This window comes from Duganella sp. AC917, from assembly GCF_979258245.1.
Window position 1 is genome coordinate 3527888 of the sequence record NZ_OZ409848.1, and the last position, 18789, is coordinate 3546676.

17 protein-coding genes are annotated in these 18789 nt (G+C 65.1%); 11 read left to right on the forward strand and 6 right to left on the reverse strand.

Annotated elements, in window-relative coordinates; genetic code table 11:
* Positions 1-64: 64 nt before the first annotated feature.
* Positions 65-1102, forward strand: a complete 1038-nt coding sequence (mgrA, locus tag ACZ0BA_RS15255; protein ID WP_463452069.1) for an L-glyceraldehyde 3-phosphate reductase — start codon at positions 65-67, stop codon at positions 1100-1102.
* Positions 1103-1118: 16 nt separating this feature from the next.
* Here mgrA and ACZ0BA_RS15260 read toward each other — a convergent pair whose 3' ends face one another.
* Positions 1119-1517 (reverse strand): hypothetical protein, encoded by a 399-nt coding sequence (locus tag ACZ0BA_RS15260; RefSeq protein ID WP_463452070.1) that lies wholly within the window; start codon positions 1515-1517, stop codon positions 1119-1121.
* A 181-nt stretch (positions 1518-1698) separates the two neighbouring features.
* On the opposite strand from ACZ0BA_RS15260, the gene ACZ0BA_RS15265 reads away from it, so the two are divergent.
* Genes ACZ0BA_RS15265 through ACZ0BA_RS15290 form a run of 6 tightly spaced genes read left to right on the forward strand, consistent with a single transcriptional unit; the run spans position 1699 to position 7292 of the window.
* Positions 1699-2040 carry a DUF4148 domain-containing protein gene (locus ACZ0BA_RS15265; protein WP_463452071.1) on the forward strand — a complete coding sequence of 114 codons (342 nt, stop codon included), beginning with the start codon at positions 1699-1701 and terminating at the stop codon, positions 2038-2040.
* A 21-nt stretch (positions 2041-2061) separates the two neighbouring features.
* A complete protein-coding gene (locus ACZ0BA_RS15270) occupies positions 2062-3504 on the forward strand; it encodes an efflux transporter outer membrane subunit (RefSeq protein ID WP_463452072.1) in 1443 nt (480 codons plus the stop codon).
* Positions 3505-3559: 55 nt separating this feature from the next.
* Positions 3560-4057 (forward strand): MarR family winged helix-turn-helix transcriptional regulator, encoded by a 498-nt coding sequence (locus ACZ0BA_RS15275; protein ID WP_463452073.1) that lies wholly within the window; start codon positions 3560-3562, stop codon positions 4055-4057.
* Between the two features lie 13 nt (positions 4058-4070).
* The gene (locus ACZ0BA_RS15280) at positions 4071-6218 is read left to right on the forward strand and encodes an FUSC family protein (protein ID WP_463452074.1); all 2148 of its coding nucleotides are present in this window, start codon (positions 4071-4073) and stop codon (positions 6216-6218) included.
* Positions 6208-6408: a DUF1656 domain-containing protein gene (locus tag ACZ0BA_RS15285; protein ID WP_463452075.1), complete on the forward strand. Its 201-nt coding sequence runs from the start codon at positions 6208-6210 to the stop codon at positions 6406-6408. Before ACZ0BA_RS15280 ends, ACZ0BA_RS15285 begins: the two co-directional genes overlap by 11 nt.
* Positions 6409-6431: 23 nt before the next feature.
* Complete coding sequence (locus tag ACZ0BA_RS15290; protein ID WP_463452076.1) at positions 6432-7292, forward strand: efflux RND transporter periplasmic adaptor subunit; 861 nt, start codon at positions 6432-6434, stop codon at positions 7290-7292.
* 6 nt (positions 7293-7298) lie between these two features.
* Here the strand turns inward: ACZ0BA_RS15290 and ACZ0BA_RS15295 are convergent, their stop codons facing one another.
* The 3 genes from ACZ0BA_RS15295 to ACZ0BA_RS15305 all read right to left on the reverse strand — a co-directional run bounded on the left by ACZ0BA_RS15295 (position 7299) and on the right by ACZ0BA_RS15305 (position 10536).
* Complete coding sequence (locus ACZ0BA_RS15295) at positions 7299-8045, reverse strand: SDR family oxidoreductase (protein WP_463452077.1); 747 nt, start codon at positions 8043-8045, stop codon at positions 7299-7301.
* 46 nt (positions 8046-8091) lie between these two features.
* Positions 8092-8424 (reverse strand): hypothetical protein, encoded by a 333-nt coding sequence (locus ACZ0BA_RS15300; RefSeq protein WP_463452078.1) that lies wholly within the window; start codon positions 8422-8424, stop codon positions 8092-8094.
* A 132-nt stretch (positions 8425-8556) separates the two neighbouring features.
* Complete coding sequence (locus ACZ0BA_RS15305; RefSeq protein WP_463452079.1) at positions 8557-10536, reverse strand: TonB-dependent receptor; 1980 nt, start codon at positions 10534-10536, stop codon at positions 8557-8559.
* 256 nt (positions 10537-10792) lie between these two features.
* On the opposite strand from ACZ0BA_RS15305, the gene ACZ0BA_RS15310 reads away from it, so the two are divergent.
* Positions 10793-11608 carry a DODA-type extradiol aromatic ring-opening family dioxygenase gene (locus ACZ0BA_RS15310; RefSeq protein WP_463452080.1) on the forward strand — a complete coding sequence of 272 codons (816 nt, stop codon included), beginning with the start codon at positions 10793-10795 and terminating at the stop codon, positions 11606-11608.
* A 3-nt stretch (positions 11609-11611) separates the two neighbouring features.
* Here ACZ0BA_RS15310 and ylqF read toward each other — a convergent pair whose 3' ends face one another.
* The gene (gene ylqF / locus ACZ0BA_RS15315; protein ID WP_463452081.1) at positions 11612-12562 is read right to left on the reverse strand and encodes a ribosome biogenesis GTPase YlqF; all 951 of its coding nucleotides are present in this window, start codon (positions 12560-12562) and stop codon (positions 11612-11614) included.
* 130 nt (positions 12563-12692) lie between these two features.
* Between ylqF and ACZ0BA_RS15320 the strand changes: the two genes are divergently transcribed.
* On the forward strand, positions 12693-14678 hold the full coding sequence (locus ACZ0BA_RS15320; RefSeq protein WP_463452082.1) for an OPT family oligopeptide transporter: 1986 nt from the start codon (positions 12693-12695) through the stop codon (positions 14676-14678).
* A 95-nt stretch (positions 14679-14773) separates the two neighbouring features.
* Complete coding sequence (locus ACZ0BA_RS15325) at positions 14774-16786, forward strand: alpha/beta hydrolase family protein (RefSeq protein ID WP_463452083.1); 2013 nt, start codon at positions 14774-14776, stop codon at positions 16784-16786.
* A 34-nt stretch (positions 16787-16820) separates the two neighbouring features.
* Here the strand turns inward: ACZ0BA_RS15325 and ACZ0BA_RS15330 are convergent, their stop codons facing one another.
* A complete protein-coding gene (locus ACZ0BA_RS15330; RefSeq protein ID WP_463452084.1) occupies positions 16821-17747 on the reverse strand; it encodes a histone deacetylase family protein in 927 nt (308 codons plus the stop codon).
* Between the two features lie 118 nt (positions 17748-17865).
* On the opposite strand from ACZ0BA_RS15330, the gene ACZ0BA_RS15335 reads away from it, so the two are divergent.
* Entirely contained in the window at positions 17866-18789 is a 924-nt protein-coding gene (locus tag ACZ0BA_RS15335; protein ID WP_463452085.1) for an AAA family ATPase, read from the forward strand.

The following is an 18789-nucleotide window of genomic DNA, read 5'->3' on the forward strand; positions in this document are numbered from 1 at the left end:
GCTGAAAAAGCCCGGTCCTCTTCGCGAGGGTCGGGCTTTTTTTTTAATCTGTCCGGAGACACCCATGACCTACCTCGCCTCACCCCATCGCTACGAAGAAATGCAATACCGCACCTGCGGCCGCAGCGGCTTGAAGCTGCCAGCGATGTCGCTCGGCCTGTGGCACAACTTCGGCGACACCAACAACCTCGCCTCGCAGCGCGACATGCTGCGCACCGCCTTCGACCTGGGCATCACCCACTTCGACCTGGCCAACAACTACGGCCCGCCGTACGGTTCCGCCGAATCGAATTTCGGCCACTTGTTCAAGTCCGACTTCCAGCCCTACCGCGATGAATTGATCATCTCCACCAAGGCCGGCTGGGACATGTGGCCCGGCCCCTATGGCCAGGGCGGCGGCTCGCGCAAGTACGTGCTGGCCAGCCTCGATCAAAGCCTGAAACGCATGGGGCTCGATTACGTCGATATCTTTTACTCGCACCGCTTCGACCCGGCCACGCCGCTGGAGGAAACCATGGGCGCGCTGGCGCACGCGGTCCAGCAAGGCAAGGCGTTATATGTGGGGGTATCGTCCTACTCGGCCGAGAAGACCGCCGAAGCCGCGCGTCTGCTGCACGAGTGGAAGGTGCCGTGCCTGATCCATCAGCCGTCCTACAATATGCTGAACCGCTGGATCGAGGAAGACCTGCTCGACACCCTCGGCAAACAGGGCATCGGCTGTATCACCTTCACCGCGCTGGCGCAGGGCATCCTGAGCGACAAATATCTGAACGGGATTCCGGCCGACGCGCGCATCAACCGTCCGGGTGGCGGCTCGCTGATGGCGTCGCACCTGAGCGAGGAAAACCTGGCCCGCGTGCGCGCGCTGAACGAGATCGCCAAAGCGCGCGGTCAGACGCTAGCGCAGATGGCGCTGGCGTGGGTGCTGCGCGACGCGCGCATCACATCAACGTTGATCGGCGCCAGCAGCAGCGCGCAGATCCGCGAGAACGTCGCCGCGCTGAAGAACCTCACCTTCAGCGCCGACGAACTGGCCGCGATCGATGAGCAGGCCAAGGAAGGCGACATCAATTTGTGGGCGGTATCGTCCGTCCACAAATAGACTGCTGACAGAGTGCTTATTGGCGGGACGGCGGCTTCCCGTTCGGGTCCGAGTTGTCGCCGCCGTCCAATTGCAGATCCGGCGTCAGGTCGTCATCCGGCACGCTGCCGTCGTCCTCCAGCGGCACCACGTCGTGAAAATCGGCGTCCACCATCGCTTCGCCGCCAGGCATCGGCGCGACATGATCGAAACCGATGTCGGCGCCCGCCTCCACCCTGTCCCTGACCACGTCGCCACGCTCGCCGGTGCCTTCGGCATCGGTGTCGCTGTCGAGCGCCAGGTCCGGATCGCCGGCGACGTCGCTGCCGCTATCGGAGTTATCGCTCGGACCGAGCGAACGCGTGCCGTGGCCGCGTCCCAGCACGCGATCGTTACCTACCGGGATGTTATCGAGGTCGAGTGTACTGTCAGACATGATCTGCTCCTTCCAATGAAAACCCGATTGGACCACTGCGGCGCCTGGCGGTCAGTGCGGCCACTCGCATATACGCCCGACGCCATGAAGCACCCCACTATCGTCACGATAGGAATTTTTTACTTTACAAATGTACTATTCATAGATATAGTTACTCCATACACACAAGAAGGAGTACATCATGAGCACCCTCACCAACAACCTGCTGCGCGCCGCCACCCTTGTTTTCGCCATCGCCGGCAGTACCGCCGCCATTGCGCAAACCACCTCGCCCGCCGTTAGCGCGACCAGCACCGCGACGGCCAGCGCCAGCACCACCAAGGCGGCCACCAGCACCGCCGCGCAAAACGCCGTCGCAGCTACCGCCGCGACTACGGCCGCAGCCAGCAAGGCCCAGCAGCCGACCGGCCTGACCCGCGCCCAGGTGCAAGCCGAATTCATCGAGGCGCGCAAGAACGGCACGCTGCTGCAAACGGAAGCGGATTTCGACGTCGCCCAAACCCGCAAGCACTTCGCCAACTAATCGCGCATAGAGCCGATCGTCATGACCACGCATTCGTCGCCACGCCCCCTCGCCGCCGCCCTGCTGGCGTGCGCGCTGGCGGTGTTGGGCGGCTGCGCGGACATGGGCGGCATCAAGCCGCAAGCGGTCGCGCTCAAGCCCGCGCAACTGAACGCCGGTAAAGCCATCGGCGCCGCCAGCGCCGACGTGGCCTGGCCCGCGGAGCATTGGTGGGAAGCGCTGCACGACGAACAACTCAACCAGCTGGTGGGCGCGGCGCTGGACGACAATCCGGGCCTGCGCGCGGCGCAGGCGCGCGTGCGCCAGGCCGAGTCGCTGGCCGGCGTCGCCAAAGCGGGCACCTTGCCGCGCGTGGACGCCTCGGCCAGCATCGACCGCGAACTGTATTCCGCGCACAGCACCGTGCCCGCTCCGCTGGCCGGCAACTACGCCTGGAAGAACACCGCCACGCTGTCCGGCTCTTACGACCTGGATCTGTGGGGCCGCAACCACGACGTGCTGGCCGCCGCGCTGGACGACGTGCGCCTGGCGTCGGCCGAAGCGCAGATGGCGCGGCTGACATTGGAAACGGCCATCGTGCGCAGCTACATCCAGCTGTCGCTCGACTATGCGCTGCGGGACAGCGTGGCCGACAACCTGGCGCAGCGCCAGCGCATCCTCGAGATCACGCGCAAGCGCCGCGCGGCGGGACTGGTGAGCGACATCGACGTCGCCAACATTGAGACGACACTGCCGGCGGGACGGCGCGACCATGAGCAGATCGACGAATCGATCGCCTTGCTGCGCAACCAGCTGGCGGCACTGATCGGCAAAGGACCGGGCGACGGTGAAACGATCGCCCGGCCGAAGCTGACCCTTGAAGCGGGCCACGGCGAAGCGGTGCCCGAGACGCTGCCGGCGGAACTGGTCGGCCGGCGTCCCGACATCGTCGCCCAGCGCTGGCGCGTGGAGGCGGCCGGCGCGCGCATCGCCGGAGCCAAGGCCGACTTCTACCCGAATATCAACCTGGCGGCCTTTGTCGGCGTGCAGTCGCTGGGGTTCTCGCGCTTCCTCGACAGCCACTCGCAGATGCGCGGCATCACGCCGGCCATCAGCCTGCCCATCTTCGACGGCGGAAGGTTGCGCGCCCAACTCGGCAACCAGACCGCCCTGTATGACGGTGCGGTCGAGCAGTACAACGCCACCGTGGTGCAGGCCATGTCCGACGTGGCCAACGCGGTGGTGCGTATCGCTTCCGTCAAGCAACAGGATCAGTTGGCACAGCGCGCGCTGGCGTCGGCACGCCGCCAGCAGCAGCTGGCCGAACGGGCTTTCAAGGCCGGCATGACCGACTCGCTCAATGTCATCAATGCGCAACTGACTTTGTTAAATGAGCAGCAGCAAATGGCACAAGTGGCGAGCAAACAACTGGATAACTACGCTTTGCTGATGTCGGCGCTTGGCGGGGGCATAAAGGTAGATTAACAGGCGAGCTTCCAAGTACAATCAATCCTTCAAAAATTATAAGAGGAGCAAGGCAATGAGCAGTTTTGAAGCGACTAAAAAACGCCTGAAAAACATCCATGCCCGCATGCCGGACTTCCCCGAGGATCTGATGCGCCTGATGCGCATGACCTACCACATCCAGAAACGGATGAAAGATTTGAGCAACGCCGCGCTGCGCAAGTACGATCTGGTGGACGCCAGCTACATGGTGCTGGCGGTGTTGTATGGCTCGGACGACGAGAGCTCCACCGCCTCCACACTGGGCGAGGCTTGCATGGAGAAGCCCGCCAACCTGACGCGCGTGTGCAACGACCTGGAAGCCCAGGGACTGATCACGCGCGGCAATCGTCCGGGCGACCGCCGCTGCGTGATGATCTCGCTGACCGACAGCGGCCGCGCGTTGATCGCCAAGGTGCTGCCGGAAGTATGGGCGGCCACCACCCACGCCTACGACGGCTACAACGCAGAAGAAGTCAAACAACTGGAAGCGCTGCTGAAACGGCAGTTGAACAACCTAGAAGCACTTACATAGACCAACGCTGACCATGAACCCTCCCTCCGCCGCCACCCCAACACAGGAACACAAAGCGGCGCGGGGAGCGGTGAACCAGGGAGCTGCGTGGCTGCGCGCGGAAACCGCCGGCTGGTTCAACACCGAAGGCCAGCGCTGGGTGTTCGTCGCCAAGGCCATGCTGGCCGCCTTCTCCGCCTTGTGGCTGGCCTTCCGCCTCGGTCTCGACTCTCCCTCCACCGCGCTCGCCACCACCGTGATCCTTGCCTTGCCCAGCAGCGGCATGGTGCTGGAAAAAGCTTTCTACCGTTTTCTCGGCACGCTGGTCGGCTGCGCGGCCTCGCTGCTGCTGGTGGCGCTGTTCCCGCAATCGCCGCCGGTGCTGTTCATCGGCGTGGCGCTGTGGATCGCGCTGTGCACCGGCGGCGCGGCGATGCACCGCAACCAGCAATCCTATAGCTTTGTACTGGCCGGCTACACCGCCTGCATGATCGTGATTCCCGCCATCGACGCGCCGGCCCATGTGTTCAACCTGGCCGTGACGCGCGTGAGCGAGGTCGGACTGGGTATCATTTGCGCAGCCGTGGTGCACGACGTGATATTCCCGCGCCGCCATTCGCACGCCGTCATGCGCACCGTGCAGACGCGCTACGCCGGCTTCATCACCTTTTGCCAGCAAGTGCTGGAGCAGCGCCTGTCGCCCGCCGAAGCGGAATTGAACCACCTGAAGTTCGCCGCCGATATCGCCGCGCTGGAATCGGGCCGCGCCGCCGCCTTCTTCGAGGCCGACCACGCGCGTTCCCACACGCGCCAGCTGCACGCCTTCAACGCGGCTTTCATGACGGTGCTGACCACCTTTTACACGCTGCACCGCCTGATCCACCGCCTGCGCATCAACGCCACCGGCCCGGTGCTGGACCTGGTGGAGCCGATGCACGCGCACCTGGCGCAGGCGATGCAGCCCGACCTGACCGCAGGCCAATTGGCGCGGATGCGGGTGGAGCTGGCCGAGGACATCGCGGCGGCACGCGCGCGACTGGATGCCGCGCCACTGGACGGGCGCCCGCAGCAGATCGACTTCGACACGGCGGTCGAACTGCTGGAGCGCTTCGTGCGCGACCTGGAGGAGTTCGCGGCGCTGTACCACGGCCTGGCGCGTGAGGAGCGCCAGCAGGTCAGCGATCCGGGCGCCTACACGCCGAAGACGCCGCCCGCCATCGTCATCGCCAGCGGCTTCCGGGCAGGCGCCACCCTGCTGATCACGGCCGCAGCGTGGTACTGGCTGGCCTGGCCCTACGCCGTCAATGCCATCCTGATGGCGACGATCTTTTGCGCCCTGGCGTCGTCGTCGCCGCGCCCGACGGCGCTGGTGCAGCAGGTCTTGACCGGATTCCTGATCGCCATGCCGCTGGCCTTCCTGAGCGAGTTCCTGCTGATGACGCACGCCGACGACTTCGGTCCGATGGTGCTGGCGGCCCTGCCGCTGCTGGCGCTGGGCTCCTACCTCGGCACAGGCCCCAAATGGGCGGGCGTGGGCATCGGCATCGGCATGTTCTCGGCCACCCTGCTGGTGCCGGCCAACCAGATGCGCTACGACGTCGAGGCCTTCATCAGCAGCGAATTGTCGCTGACGGTGGGCGTGGCGGTGGCCTACGTGATGTTCAAGGTGGTGCTGCCGGAGCACACGATGGGCCACAAGGGCCATGTCGCCGCAGCGCTGTGGCGCGAGGCGCTGAACGCCTGCACGGCGTCGCTGCACCGGCTCAAGCGCCGCTTCGACAACCGCGTGCGCGATCTCCTGAGCCAATTGAACGCCGCCTCGGGGCCGTCGCCAGGCGACGCCGCGCGCTCGGTGGTGCGCCAGGGCCTGACCTTGCTGGAACTGGGCCACGCGGTGATCGAACTGCGGCAGTTGATCGCCGCCTCGCCGGCCGGCCCCGCGCGCCACAGCCTGCAGCAAGTGGTGCGCCAACTGGCCGACTACCTGCGCGCGCCGACACCGGCGCATGGCGCGACCGCGCTGGAATCGCTGCTGCACGCCGGTACCGCGGTACGCGCCGTGCTGGCCGACGCCGCGCCCGAACGCCGCGTGCCGCTGCAGACGGCGCTGACCGACCTGCATTCCATTTACACGTCCTTGCTGGACCAGCTATCGACAGGAGAACCCCACCATGCCGCGTGAGATCGACTTTTTCGGCGTATTGCTACCCGGCGTGCTGCCGCTGTTCCTCGTCAGCTTGCTGCTGCAGGTGGCGCTGGACAGCGTGTTGAGCCACATCGGCGCCTATCGCCAAAGCTGGCATCCGGCGCTGGTGCGCCTTTGCCTGTTCGTTTGCATCTTCGGCGCGCTGCTGCTGTCGCTGTACAAATAATCCAAACCATCTTGAGAGCCAACGTGAGCGCATCTAAAATCTTCCGCTTTTTCCTGACCATGTTATTGCTGGCGGCGGCCCTGTGGATCGGGCGCAGCGCCTGGGACCACTACATGGAATCGGCATGGACCCGGGACGGCCGCATCAAGGCCGACGTGGTCACCATCAGCGCCGACGTCGCCGGCACCGTGACGGACGTGATGGTGCGCGATAACCAGATGGTCAAACAAGGCGACGTGCTGTTCGTCGTCGACAAGGCCCGCTACCAGAACGCGCTGGCGCAGGCCGACGCCATGCTGGCGTCGCAGCAGGTGGAAAAAGGCCGGCGCAGCAAGGAGGCCAGCCGCCGCGCGGCGCTGGACAGCTCCATCATCTCCGCCGAAAGCATGGAGACGGCACAATTCGCGGTGGGCACCGCGTCGGCGCAATACCAGGCGGCGCTGGCCGCGCGCAACCTGGCGCAGCTCAATCTGGAGCGCACCGTGGTGCGGGCGCCGGTGGCCGGCTATGTCACCAACCTCAATGTGCACGCGGGCGATTTCGCCGCCGTCGGCGCGGCCAAGCTGGCCGTCATCGGCAGCGAGTCGTTCTACGTGGTCGGGTATTTCGAGGAGACCAAGCTGCCGCTGTTGAAGGTGAACGACCCGGTGCAAGTCCATCTGATGAGCGGCGCGACGCAGCTGAGCGGCCATATCGAGAGCATCGCCCACGGCATCACCGACCGCGACGCCAGCATCGGACGCGAGCTGCTGGCCGACGTCAACCCCACCTTCAACTGGGTACGGTTGGCGCAGCGGGTGCCGGTGCGCATACATATCGACCAGAAGCCCAAGGATCTGGCGCTGGTGGCCGGCACCACCTGCACCGTGGTGATTCACAGCTAGAGCATGTTAGCGCGAACCGGCGACGTCCAGGATCGCGCCGCTGACGTAGGACGACTGCGGCGACAGCAGCCACAGGATCGATTCGGCCACTTCCTCCGAGCGGGCGGCGCGCCCCAGCGGCAGGCTCGATGCCATGCGCGCCACGCGATCGGGCATGCCACCGCTGGCGTGGATCTCGGTGTCGGTGACGCCCGGCCGCACGCAATTGACGCGGATGCCCTCCTCCGCCACTTCCTTCGACAAACCCAGCGTCATCACATCGATGGCGCCTTTGGAGGACGCGTAGTCGATATAGGTATTGGCGCCGCCATGCCTGGCCGCGCCGGAGGAGATGTTGACGATGCCGCCACCCTGCCCGCCGCTGCGCGTCGACATGCGCTTGACCGCCTCGCGGGCGCACAGGAAGGCGCTCATGATATTGGTGGTGAAAACGCGCTGCATCCTCTCGGCCGACATCTCCGCCAACTTGCCCTGTTGTTCCAGCACGCCGACGTTGTTGACCAGGGCGGTGACCGGCCCCAATTGGGCATCGACCGCCGCGAACAGGCGCAGCACGTCCGCTTCCACGCCCATGTCGCCCTGCGCCACGATCGCCTCGCCGCCCTCGCCCGCGATCTGCGCACGCAGCTGTTCGGCCGCATCGCCATTGCTGACGTAATTGATGCAGACGGCGTAGCCCCGGCGGCTCGCCATCAAGGCCGTCGCCGCGCCTATGCCCCGGCTGCTGCCGGTCACCACCATTACCTGTTTCATCGCTCGCCTTGTAAAAAAGCCCGCTGTCGCGGGCTTGTGGTCTGGGTTACTTCTCCGGACTGGTGTTTTTCAGCGCGTAGCTCACGTGCTGCCACCAGTGATCGCGCGAATCGACGCTGCGCAGGCACTTCTTGTCGATCTCGCCCTTGAACATCGGGTCTTCGCACTTTTTGGTCATCAACGCATAGCGCTGATTTTCCGCGTTGGCCAAGGCGACCACCAGCCAGAAGACAAAGCCCAACAACACCACCACCAGGCTCCACGCGACATGGTTGATATACGCCCACTCGAACAGCGTCTCGATGACCGGTGACGACTCTTTATAGAGATGCATCACCTTGCCCTCGGCGGCCTTGCGTTCGTCGCTAATTTCTTTCATTTTCGTACCCGTTCCAAATTGATGCGCTTCCTTGCGCGGCGGGTGGTCACGTCGGACCACGCCACGAGCGGAGATTACCACTTTTCAGGCGCGAGGTGGCTGTTCGCGCCCGGGAAGAACGTTAAAATCCGCTTAAAACTCGTAGCGCGCCGACAGCTTGAGCTGGCGGCCATCGGCCGCGTAGATGCCGCCGTAGATCCCATCCTCACAGGAATACGCCTGCGAATAATAGCTCTTGTCGGTCAGGTTCAAGCCGGACAGCGCAAACTCCCATTGGCCGAATTTGCGCGCGTAGCGGGCGTCGACGGTGGCAAAGCCCGGAATCTTCCCCGAGCAGCGGTTGTCGAAGTCCGAGCCGTAACGCTGGCTAGCGACCCACTGCGTGCCGATGTCGGCGGATTGACCGTCAGCAGGGGTCCAGCTCAGGCGCGCGCTCAGCGTATTTTTCGGCACCAGCACCATCTGCTTGCCGCTGTTGGCGCCTTCGCGGAATTTGGCATCGACGTACTGATAATGCGCGCTGACAGTCCAGTCGCTGGCGATGCGTTGCTCAGCATCGAGTTCGAAGCCCTGGCGTTTGGTTGGATCGAGATTGACGTTGGCGAACTTCGTCGGATTGTAGAATATCTCGTTGCTCAGGTTATGACGGAAGACGCGCGCCGTCGCCTTGCGCGAAGCATCCGCGTAGCTGACGCCCAGCTCCAGATCGTGCGACTTCTGCGGCAGCAGCGCCGCATTGAACACGGGCGTGAAGGCGTTTTCGTCGGCATTGGCGACCCGGTAGCTTTGCCCGGCCTTGCCGAACACCGTCACGCCGGCCAGCGGCATGTAGCTCGCTTGCAGCTCCCAGGCGTTCAGTGCCTGCACGACGTCGTAGCTGGTGCTGCCGAAGCCCTGCGGATTGCTGAAGTCCTTATCGAAGATCTCGCGCCGCACGCCGGCCGAGATCCGGCCCTGATGCGCCGCGTCGAAGCGCAGCTCGTCGCGCACGTAGAACGCTTTCGATTTCTGCTCGGCGTCGGCCGTGGCGGCGGTGCGCTCCCACTTGCTCAAGTCCACGCCTGCCACCAATTCATTGAGCATCCCGCCGATCTCGCCGAGGCGTCGAACGCGCGGCGAGAACTGAATTTGTTTGCTGTCGCTGGTGCCGACCGACGAGCCACCCTCGTAGAAGTATGACGAATCGACCGTCTTTTTGCGGTACGACAGATCGGCCGCCAGATCATAGCCGGCAACGCGGTACTGGCTGAAGACGGTGAAGCGGTCGCTGTCGAGCGAGCCGTGGTCGTCGGGGGTGGTGGCCTGGCGTGGGTTGGCTTTGAACTGCGCCTCGCTCAGCGAACCTGGCAGACGCATGTCCTGGCGCGCGCCTTCGTAGCGGAAGCCCACGCGGCCGGCGTCGTTGAACCACTGCGCGCCGCCGCTGAACTGGGTTTGCTTGAATTCGTTGTTGTCGCGGTAGTTGTCGGTGCGCTGATGGCCCAGGGTCGCGTCGGCGGCAAAGCCGTCCCACGCCTGCGCCGCCGAGACGCGCGCCTCGCCGGCGTTGAAGCGTCCGCCCTCGACGAAAACGCTGCCACGGCGGGTGTTTTTTCCGGGGTTTTTGGTGACGATGTTGATCACGCCGCCGGTGGCGCCGTCGCCGTACAACACGCTGGCGCCGCCGCGCGTGATTTCGATGCGATCCACCGTATCGACCGGGATGGTCGACAGGATGGCGGTACTCAGTTCATTTTCCGACAGACGCACGCCATCGAGGACGATCACCAGATTCTGGCTGCTGTTGGTGCCGAAGCCGCGCAGATCGAGATCGAAGTCCGGGCTACCGTTCAAGCTTTGCCGGCCATAGACGCCGCCGATCTTGCGGATCGCCGAATTGACGTCGCTGACGCCGGCGCGGCGGATATCCTCGGCCGAAATCACCGTGGCGCCGATCGGCGCCAGCGCAGGATCGGCGTCGAAGCGCGAGCCGGTGATGACGACCGGCGCGAGCACCTGGGCGACCTGCGCGCCGACGACGTCTTGCGCGATGGCGGTGGCGCTGAAGCACAGGGAAACGGCGGCGGCCAACAGACAGGGCGCCGAAGGCGAAACAAATGCGAAGGATTTCATCGTAAATCTTTTTCAAAGAAGACATCCGCCTGCGTCCTGCAAGTCGGAAGTATAGGGAAGTAGTGTGCCCGCATATGTGCAGGCACCAAAACCCCGGCATTATACGCCTGCCAACAACAACCAAGACCACGCCCCCCGGAACAACATGGACTCAATGATTCAGCAAATAGATAGGACCTATCTATATTTAGAACATTGATTACCCACCCCGGCGTCCCTATAGTATGAATATCAACACCATCAGTGGAGCACCACCATGAGCAGCGCCAACCAGCCCCTCCCCACCTACTTCCTGTCCCACGGCGGCGGCCCGTGGCCGTTCATGATGGACACCGTCGGCCACCTGTACGGCAAACTGGACGCCTCGCTGCGCGACATCCCGCGCCAACTTGGCGTGACGCCGAAAGCCATACTGGTGGTCACCTCGCACTGGGAAGGGCGCGACTTCATGCTGTCGTCGTCCGCCAAACCGCCGATGCTGTACGACTACGGCGGCTTCCCTCCGCACACCTACCAGGTGCAGTACAGTGCTCCGGGCGCGCCGGAGCTGGCCGCGCACATCAAACAGCTGCTCGACGCCGGCGGCCACCCCGCGCAACTGGACGACCAGCGCGGGTTCGACCACGGCACCTTCAGCGCCATGTATCCGGTGTATCCGAACGCCGATGTGCCCATCGTGCAGCTCTCGCTCAAGCAGGGACTCGATCCGAAAACGCATCTGGAGGCGGGCCGTCTGCTGGCGCCATTGCGCAAGGAGGGTGTGCTGATCATCGGCAGCGGCCTGAGTTACCACAATCTGCGGGCGTTCAACGCGCAGGGCGCGGCGGCGTCACACCAGTTCGACGGCTGGCTGCGGGCGACCATGGCGCTGCCGCCGGCGGAGCGCTCGGCGGCGTTGATGGAGTGGGATAAGGCGCCGGCTGCGCGCATGGCGCATCCGCGCGAGGAGCATCTGCTGCCGCTGATGGTGGCGATGGGCGCGGCCGAGGACGAGCCGGCGTCCGTGCCGTATCACGAGGATGCGTTTATGGGGTCGCTGGCTGTCAGTAGTTTCCGCTTCGGCGGCGCGTAGACACTACGTTCCGCGTTTGCCCTTGGCGTATTCGGCGGCCTTGGCTTCGGCGATGGCGGCTTTTTCGGCGGCCTTGGCCGCCGCCTCCACCGCGTATACTTCCAACCGCTCCTTGCGCGAGGCAGGCGTCTCGAGCGAAATGCGGCCCAACGTGCCGCTGCGGTAGTCGCCCAGGAAGGTGTGCGACGCCTTCTCGAAATCCAGGTCGCCGCCCTTCTGGCGGAAGCCGCGCTTGGCCGCCACGCCCTCCACCACCGCGATGCCGTCGAACGTTTCGATATCCTTGAAACCGTAGCGCGCCACGAGCAGCTGCGGGTAGTACTTCAGCATCTCGTCGGCCAGGAACACCGCCACTTCCTCCTCGATCAGCGCGTTCGAGCCGATGGCGTGACTGGCCGCCAGCATCAAGCCGTCGCTTGGCAGCGCGATCTTCGGCCACAGCATGCCGGGGGTGTCGACCAGGATGGTGTTCTTGTCCAGATAAAGCTTCTGCTGCTGCTTGGTCACCGCCGGCTCGTCGCCGACCTTGGCCACTTTGCGCTTGAGCAGCGCGTTCATCAAGGTCGATTTGCCGACGTTGGGAATCCCCATGATCATGATGCGCAGCGGCTTGGTCGGCACGCCCCGGTGCGGCGCCAATTGCTTGGCCAGTTCCGGCACGCGCGCGACGTCGGCCGGCTTCTTGGTCGTCATCGCGAACGCCGTCACGCCCTCCTGCGCGTTGTAATACGCTACCCACGCCGCCGTGGCGGCGGGATCGGCCAGGTCGACCTTGTTGAGGATTTTCAGGCACGGACGCTGGCGGAACTTGCGCAGCTCCTCCACCATCGGATTGGTGCTGGCCTCCGGCAGGCGCGCGTCGACCACCTCGATCACCAGATCGGTGTTCTCCATCTGCTCCGCCGCCTTCTTTTTGGCGGCGTTCATGTGCCCCGGGTACCATTGTATCGACATGCTCTGACCTTCAAAATCGTTCTGACAATCCGCTATTTTACCTGCTGGCCCGGCCGGGATTCGGATATCATGAGTCGCTTTTCCGTTTTTCTGACCATATAAACAATATTTTTCAACCGGAGTGCTGAAGATGAGCATAGCTGCACCGTCCAACCCGAGGGAGATCACCCTCCGCGGCATTATTCTGGGCATCCTGATTACGCTGGTATTCACGGCGGCACAGGTCTACCTCGGCCTGAAAGTGGGCCTGACCTTCGCCACGTCGATCCCGGCGGCGGTGATCTCGATGGCGCTGTTAAGCGCCTTCAAGAACGCCACCATCCAGGAAAACAACATCGTCCAGACGATCGCCTCGGCCGCCGGCACGCTGGCGTCGGTGATTTTCGTGCTGCCAGGGCTGCTGATGATCGGCTGGTGGGCGCACGTGCCGTTCTGGCCGACCTTCGGCGCCTGCGCCATCGGCGGCGTGTTGGGCGTGATGTACACGGTGCCGCTGCGCCGCGCGCTGGTGTCGCAATCCAAGCTGCCGTATCCGGAAGGCGTCGCCGCCGCCGAAGTGCTCAAGGTCGGCACGGCCTCGCGCGCCGGCGCGGCCGAGGGCAAGGCCGGTCTGCGCGCCGTGGTGCTGGGCAGCGTGGCCTCGGCGCTGTTCGCCGCCGGCGCCGCGATCAAAGTGATGGCCGGCGAAGTGTCGTTCTACTTCCGCACCGGTGCTGGCGCCACCGGCATCGGCGCGTCGTCGTCGCTGGCGCTGATCGGCGCCGGGCACCTGATGGGCATCACGGTCGGCATCGCGATGCTGGCCGGGCTGGTCATCGCCTGGGGCATCATGGTGCCGGTCATGACATCGCTCACGCCGGCCGCCGCCGGCATGGACGCCGCCGGCCACGCGCTGTCGATCTGGTCGAAGGAAGTGCGCATGATGGGCGCCGGCGTGATCGGCATCGCCGCGATCATCACGCTGGCAGGGCTGGCCAAGCCGATCTTCGGCGGCCTGAAATCGGCCGTGGAAACGGCGCGCCGCGCCAAGCTGGAAGGCGCGGTGCTCGAGCGCACCGAGATGGACATGCCTATCTTTATCGTCGGCCTGGTCACGCTGATTTCGCTGGTGCCGGCCGGCTGGCTGCTTACCAGCTTCCTGCAGGGCGGTCCGCTGTCGCAGATCGCCTTCCCGCTGGTGGCCGTCGGCGTCGGCTACATCCTGGTCGCCGGCATCTTCGCCGCTGCGGTGTGCGGCTACATGGCGGGCCTGATCGGCTCCTCCAACTCGCCGGTGTCGGGCATCGCCATCTTGACGATCCTGGGCGCGGCGCTGAGCGTGGGCATGGTCGGCCGCAGCATCATGGGGCCGGAAGTGGCGCAGGCGCTGATCGCCTTTGCGCTGTTCGTCACCACGGTGGTGCTGGCGGTGGCCGTGATCGGTAACGACAACCTGCAGGATTTGAAAACCGGCCAGCTGGTCGACGCCACGCCATGGAAGCAGCAGGTCGCGCTCTTGATCGGCGTGTTCGCCGGTTCGTGCGTGGTGCCGCCGGTGCTGGAGCTGCTCAATCACGCCAACGGTTTTGTCGGCGCGCCGAACCTCGATTCGATCTCCGACCAGCCGCTGGCCGCGCCGCAGGCGCTCCTGATCTCGACGCTGGCCAAGGGCGTCATCGGCGGCAACCTGCAATGGAACCTGCTCGGCTACGGCGTGCTGGTGGGACTGGTGCTGGTGGCGATCAACTTCGTGCTGAAAAAAGCCAGCAACGACAAATACAGCCTGCCGCCGCTGGGCGTGGGCCTGGCGATCTACCTGCCCAGCGCGGTGATCACGCCGGTGGTGGTGGGCGCGGTGGCCGGCTACTTCTTCGAGCGCGGCTGCGGCAAGTCGGCCGGCGGCGAAACGGCCAAGCGCCTCGCGGTGCTGATCATGTCCGGCTTCATCGTCGGCGAGAGCTTGTTCAACGTCGCGCTGGCCGGTTTGATCGTGCTGTCGGGCGAAGGCGAGCCACTGGCACTCCACACCTCGTTAAGCGAAGCGCACACGATGATCATCTCGCTGATCGTCGCCACCTTCGTGGTCGTGGGCCTGTACCGCTGGGCATCGAAGCGCGGAGACGCCGTCAACGCCTGATCGAAAGTTGTTTTAAGGGAAGCTTGCGCACGCGCATGGACAAACAGTTCGGCACGGCATACGATTATTGGATCGTTCACCACTTGGGTCATCGCATGCGACGCTTCCGTTTTCACCTGCTGGCCGCCGCACTGTGCGCGGCCACGCTACACCATGGCGCTGGCGCCGAAGGCTTGCCCGCCATCGCCAGCTTTTTCCAGACCCCGCAGGTGAGCCTGGTCGAGCTCTCCCCCAAGGGCGCCTATGTCGCGCTGGCCAGCATCCTGCCCGACGGTAGCCAGGCCCTGGTTATCCGCGAAACCGCCGATCCGTCCAAATACACGGTCGTTAGCCGCGTCGATCCGACCATGGTGGCTATTTTCGACATTCATTGGGTCAACGAAAACCGCGTCGGCTACACGCTCAAGAACATGAACCTGGGCGCCAGGACCAATCTGGACGAGTTCGCTATCGACCGCGACGGCAAGAATCAGCGGCACTTGATCGATGGTAACTGGAGCCACCACAGCGAGGCGGCGACCGGCAGCCTGATCGCCAGCCGCACGCTGACCGCCGACTATCGCTTCCACAGCGCGCTGCACGACGGTTCAGACGATATCCTGGTGGAAAAATACACATGGAATAACGTCGATGTGGCGCCAACGTCGTCGCGCCTGATGCGCCTCAACACGCGCACCACACAGCTGAGCTCGACCTTCGAGGGCACGCAGCCGCAAGCCACCGGCCGCTGGATCACCGACGCCAACGGCGTGCCGCGCGTGGTGCAGTCGGTCGTCAAGGGCCATTGCATCGTTTCCTACCGCAAGCCCGACGCCACCAGCTGGACCGAGATCGACAACGGCACCTGCTACGATCACCAGCGCTTCGCGCCGCTGTTCATGGACGGCCCCAACACGCTGTACGTGCGCGCCAACTACAAGGGCTACAGTGCGCCGTTCCGTTACGACCTGACCACCATGAAGCTGGACCCGGAACCGATCATCGAGACGCCGGGCTTCGATTTCGTCGGCGCGCCCCAGGTGGACTACACCAGCAAACGCATGATGGGCATCCACCTTGAAACGGACGCTGACACCACCGTCTGGTTCAATCCCGCCATGAAGGCCGAGCAGGCCAAGATCGACGCCGCCCTGCCCGGCAACATCAACACCGTGGTATGCGCCAGCGACTGCCTCGGCTCGCCCGTGCTGTTGATCAAGTCCGAGACCGACCGCCGGCCCGCCGACTACGTGCTCTACACCCGCGCCACCGGCAAGCTGGTCGGCCTGGGCAACACCCATCCGGGTATCGTGCCGGCGCAGATGGGCGCCCGCAGCTTCCACCATTACACGGCGCGCGACGGCCGCGCCATCCCGGCTTACGTGACGCTGCCGGTCGGCAAAGCCGACGGCCCCCGCCCCGCCATCGTGCTGGTGCACGGCGGACCGAGCGTGCGCGGCGGCTCGTGGGCCTGGGATCCGGAGGCGGCTTTCCTGGCCTCGCGCGGCTACGTGGTGATTCAGCCGGAATTCCGGGGCGGCACCGGCTTCGGCTTCGCGCATTTCAAGGCCGGCTGGAAGCAATGGGGCGGCACCATGCAGGATGACCTGGCGGACGCCGCCCAGTGGGCCGTCAAACAGGGCTGGGCCGACGCCAGGCGGGTCGGCATCATGGGCGCGAGCTACGGCGGCTATGCCACGTTGATGGGCTTGATCAAGGATCCGCAGGTATTCCGCGCCGGCGTCGAGTGGGCCGGCGTGACCGATATCCAGCTGATGTTTACGTCGACCGAATCGGACGCGTCGGAGGAAAACCTCGGCTATTCGATGCGCACGCTGATCGGCGATCCGGACAGCGCGGCCGACGCCGAGATGTTCCGCAAGAATTCGCCGCTGCTGCGCGCCGCCGAACTGAAACAGCCCTTGCTGATGGCGCACGGCGTCGACGACCGGCGCGTGCCGATGGAGCACGCCAGGCGCTTCGGCAACGCGGTCAAGGCGAACAACAGCAACGTCACCGCCATCTACTACGACAACGAAAGCCACGGCTGGCGCAACGAGAAAAACCGCGTCGATTTCTGGAAGCAGGTCGAGACTTTCCTCGACAAAAACCTCAAGAACGCCCAGTGACGCGGAAGTGTTAAAACAAAGCGCTGGCGGGACCTTAGATCTCGGCCAGCGCCTTCAAGTGCGCGACCACGCTGCGGCCCAGCGCCGACAGGTTGTAGCCGCCCTCCAGGCAGCTGACGATGCGGCCCTTGGCGTACAGCCGCGCCACCTCCATCACCTGCTCCGTCATCCACGCGTAGTCGGCCTCGACCAGCCCCATGCCGCCGATGTCGTCCTCGCGGTGGGCGTCGAAGCCGGCCGAGATGAAGATCATCTCCGGCTTGAACGCGTGCAGCGCCGGCAGCCATTGTTCGGTGACGATCTTGCGCACCGCATCGCCCTTGGTGGCCAGCGGCACCGGCACGTTGACCAGGTTGGCGGTGATCGGCTCGGGTTCGGTGTACGGATAAAACGGATGCTGGAAAAAACTCACCATCAGCGCGCGCGGCTCATTGAGGAAGGCTTCCTCGGTGCCGTTGCCATGGTGGACGTCGAAATCGACAATGGCCACCCGCGCCAGCCCGCGCGCGTCGAGCGCGTGCTTGGCCGCCACGGCGACGTTATTGAACAGGCAAAAGCCCATCGGCTCGACCGGACGCGCGTGGTGGCCCGGCGGGCGCACCGAGCAGAAGGCGTTGTCGATCTCGCCATCGATGACGGCGTCGGTCGCGGCCACGGCGGCGCCGGCGGCGCGCTGCGCGGCCAGCCAGCTCCAGGCGTTGAGCGAGGTGTCGCCGTCGATCGGATAGGTGTCGCCCGGCGCCGGCACGTTGTCGCGCACGATGGCGATGGCGTTGCGGCTGTGGTTGCGCTCGAGGTCGGCCAGCGCCACCAGCGGCGCCTCGCGGTGCTCCAGCAGGTCGCTGATGTGCGATCCGATCAACTGGTCGGCGATGGCTTGCAGGCGCGCCGGCGATTCGGGGTGCCACTCGCCCATGTCGTGGCGCTGGCAATCGGGATGGCTGTAGATGGCTGTGGTCATGTGTATGGTGTGTGCGGGCGGCGACTGCGCTATATCCGCTGCGCGGTTTCTCGCATAGAATCGCTCAAACGCCGCCCCTGATTCTGCTGATCCCAGGCGCTAATCTACCATACATATCATGTACACAAAATTGCACGCGGTGGCACGGCAGGTCGGAGAGATCATTGTCGGCAAGGACTTGCAGATCCGTCAAGCGCTGACCTGCCTGCTGGCCGGCGGCCACCTGCTGGTCGAGGACGTGCCGGGCGTGGGCAAGACCACGCTGGCGCACGCGCTGGCGATTTCGCTGGGACTGCGCTTCAACCGCATCCAGTTCACCAGCGACCTGCTGCCGGCCGATGTCAACGGCATCTCCATCTACGAGCGCGAAAAGAACGGCTTCGTGTTCCATCCCGGCCCGATCTTCACCCAGGTGCTGCTGGCCGACGAGATCAACCGCGCCACGCCGAAAACGCAATCGGGCCTGCTCGAGGCGATGGAGGAGCGCCAGGTCAGCGCCGACGGCGTCACCCGCCCGCTGCCGCTGCCCTTCTTCGTCATCGCCACGCAGAATCCGACCCACCAGATCGGCACCTTCCCGCTGCCGGAATCGCAGCTCGACCGCTTTCTCATGTGCCTGTCGCTGGGCTACCCGGACGCCGCCGCCGAGCGCGCGCTGCTGCTGGGCGAGGACCGCCGCGTGCTGCTCAAGACGCTGCCGGCGGCAATGACGCCGCCCGAACTGGCTGCCGCCCAGCTATCGCTCAAGCAGATCCACGTGTCGGCGGCGCTGGTCGACTATGTGCAGGCGCTGGCGGCCGCCTCGCGCCAGAACGGCATGTTCGCCGAGGGCATGAGCCCGCGCGCCGCCATCGCGCTGCTGCAGGCGGCGCGCGCCTGGGCCGCGCTGGAAGGCCGCAACCACGTGCTGCCCGAGGACGTGCAGGCGGTGCTGGTGCCGGTGTGCGCGCACCGCCTGCGGCCGCTCAAGGCTGCGCACGGCGTGGCGCTGGCCAGCCGCGACCTGGTGCTGCAGCTGCAGAAATCGGTGCCGCTGCAGTGA

Coding starts and splice junctions, on each gene's coding strand:
- mgrA (WP_463452069.1), top strand. CDS start 65: ATGACCTACCTCGCCTCACCCCATCGCTACGAAGAAATGCAATACCGC.
- ACZ0BA_RS15260 (WP_463452070.1), bottom strand. CDS start 1,517: ATGTCTGACAGTACACTCGACCTCGATAACATCCCGGTAGGTAACGAT.
- ACZ0BA_RS15265 (WP_463452071.1), top strand. CDS start 1,699: ATGAGCACCCTCACCAACAACCTGCTGCGCGCCGCCACCCTTGTTTTC.
- ACZ0BA_RS15270 (WP_463452072.1), top strand. CDS start 2,062: ATGACCACGCATTCGTCGCCACGCCCCCTCGCCGCCGCCCTGCTGGCG.
- ACZ0BA_RS15275 (WP_463452073.1), top strand. CDS start 3,560: ATGAGCAGTTTTGAAGCGACTAAAAAACGCCTGAAAAACATCCATGCC.
- ACZ0BA_RS15280 (WP_463452074.1), top strand. CDS start 4,071: ATGAACCCTCCCTCCGCCGCCACCCCAACACAGGAACACAAAGCGGCG.
- ACZ0BA_RS15285 (WP_463452075.1), top strand. CDS start 6,208: ATGCCGCGTGAGATCGACTTTTTCGGCGTATTGCTACCCGGCGTGCTG.
- ACZ0BA_RS15295 (WP_463452077.1), bottom strand. CDS start 8,045: ATGAAACAGGTAATGGTGGTGACCGGCAGCAGCCGGGGCATAGGCGCG.
- ACZ0BA_RS15300 (WP_463452078.1), bottom strand. CDS start 8,424: ATGAAAGAAATTAGCGACGAACGCAAGGCCGCCGAGGGCAAGGTGATG.
- ACZ0BA_RS15305 (WP_463452079.1), bottom strand. CDS start 10,536: ATGAAATCCTTCGCATTTGTTTCGCCTTCGGCGCCCTGTCTGTTGGCC.
- ACZ0BA_RS15310 (WP_463452080.1), top strand. CDS start 10,793: ATGAGCAGCGCCAACCAGCCCCTCCCCACCTACTTCCTGTCCCACGGC.
- ylqF (WP_463452081.1), bottom strand. CDS start 12,562: ATGTCGATACAATGGTACCCGGGGCACATGAACGCCGCCAAAAAGAAG.
- ACZ0BA_RS15320 (WP_463452082.1), top strand. CDS start 12,693: ATGAGCATAGCTGCACCGTCCAACCCGAGGGAGATCACCCTCCGCGGC.
- ACZ0BA_RS15325 (WP_463452083.1), top strand. CDS start 14,774: ATGCGACGCTTCCGTTTTCACCTGCTGGCCGCCGCACTGTGCGCGGCC.
- ACZ0BA_RS15330 (WP_463452084.1), bottom strand. CDS start 17,747: ATGACCACAGCCATCTACAGCCATCCCGATTGCCAGCGCCACGACATG.
- ACZ0BA_RS15335 (WP_463452085.1), top strand. CDS start 17,866: ATGTACACAAAATTGCACGCGGTGGCACGGCAGGTCGGAGAGATCATT.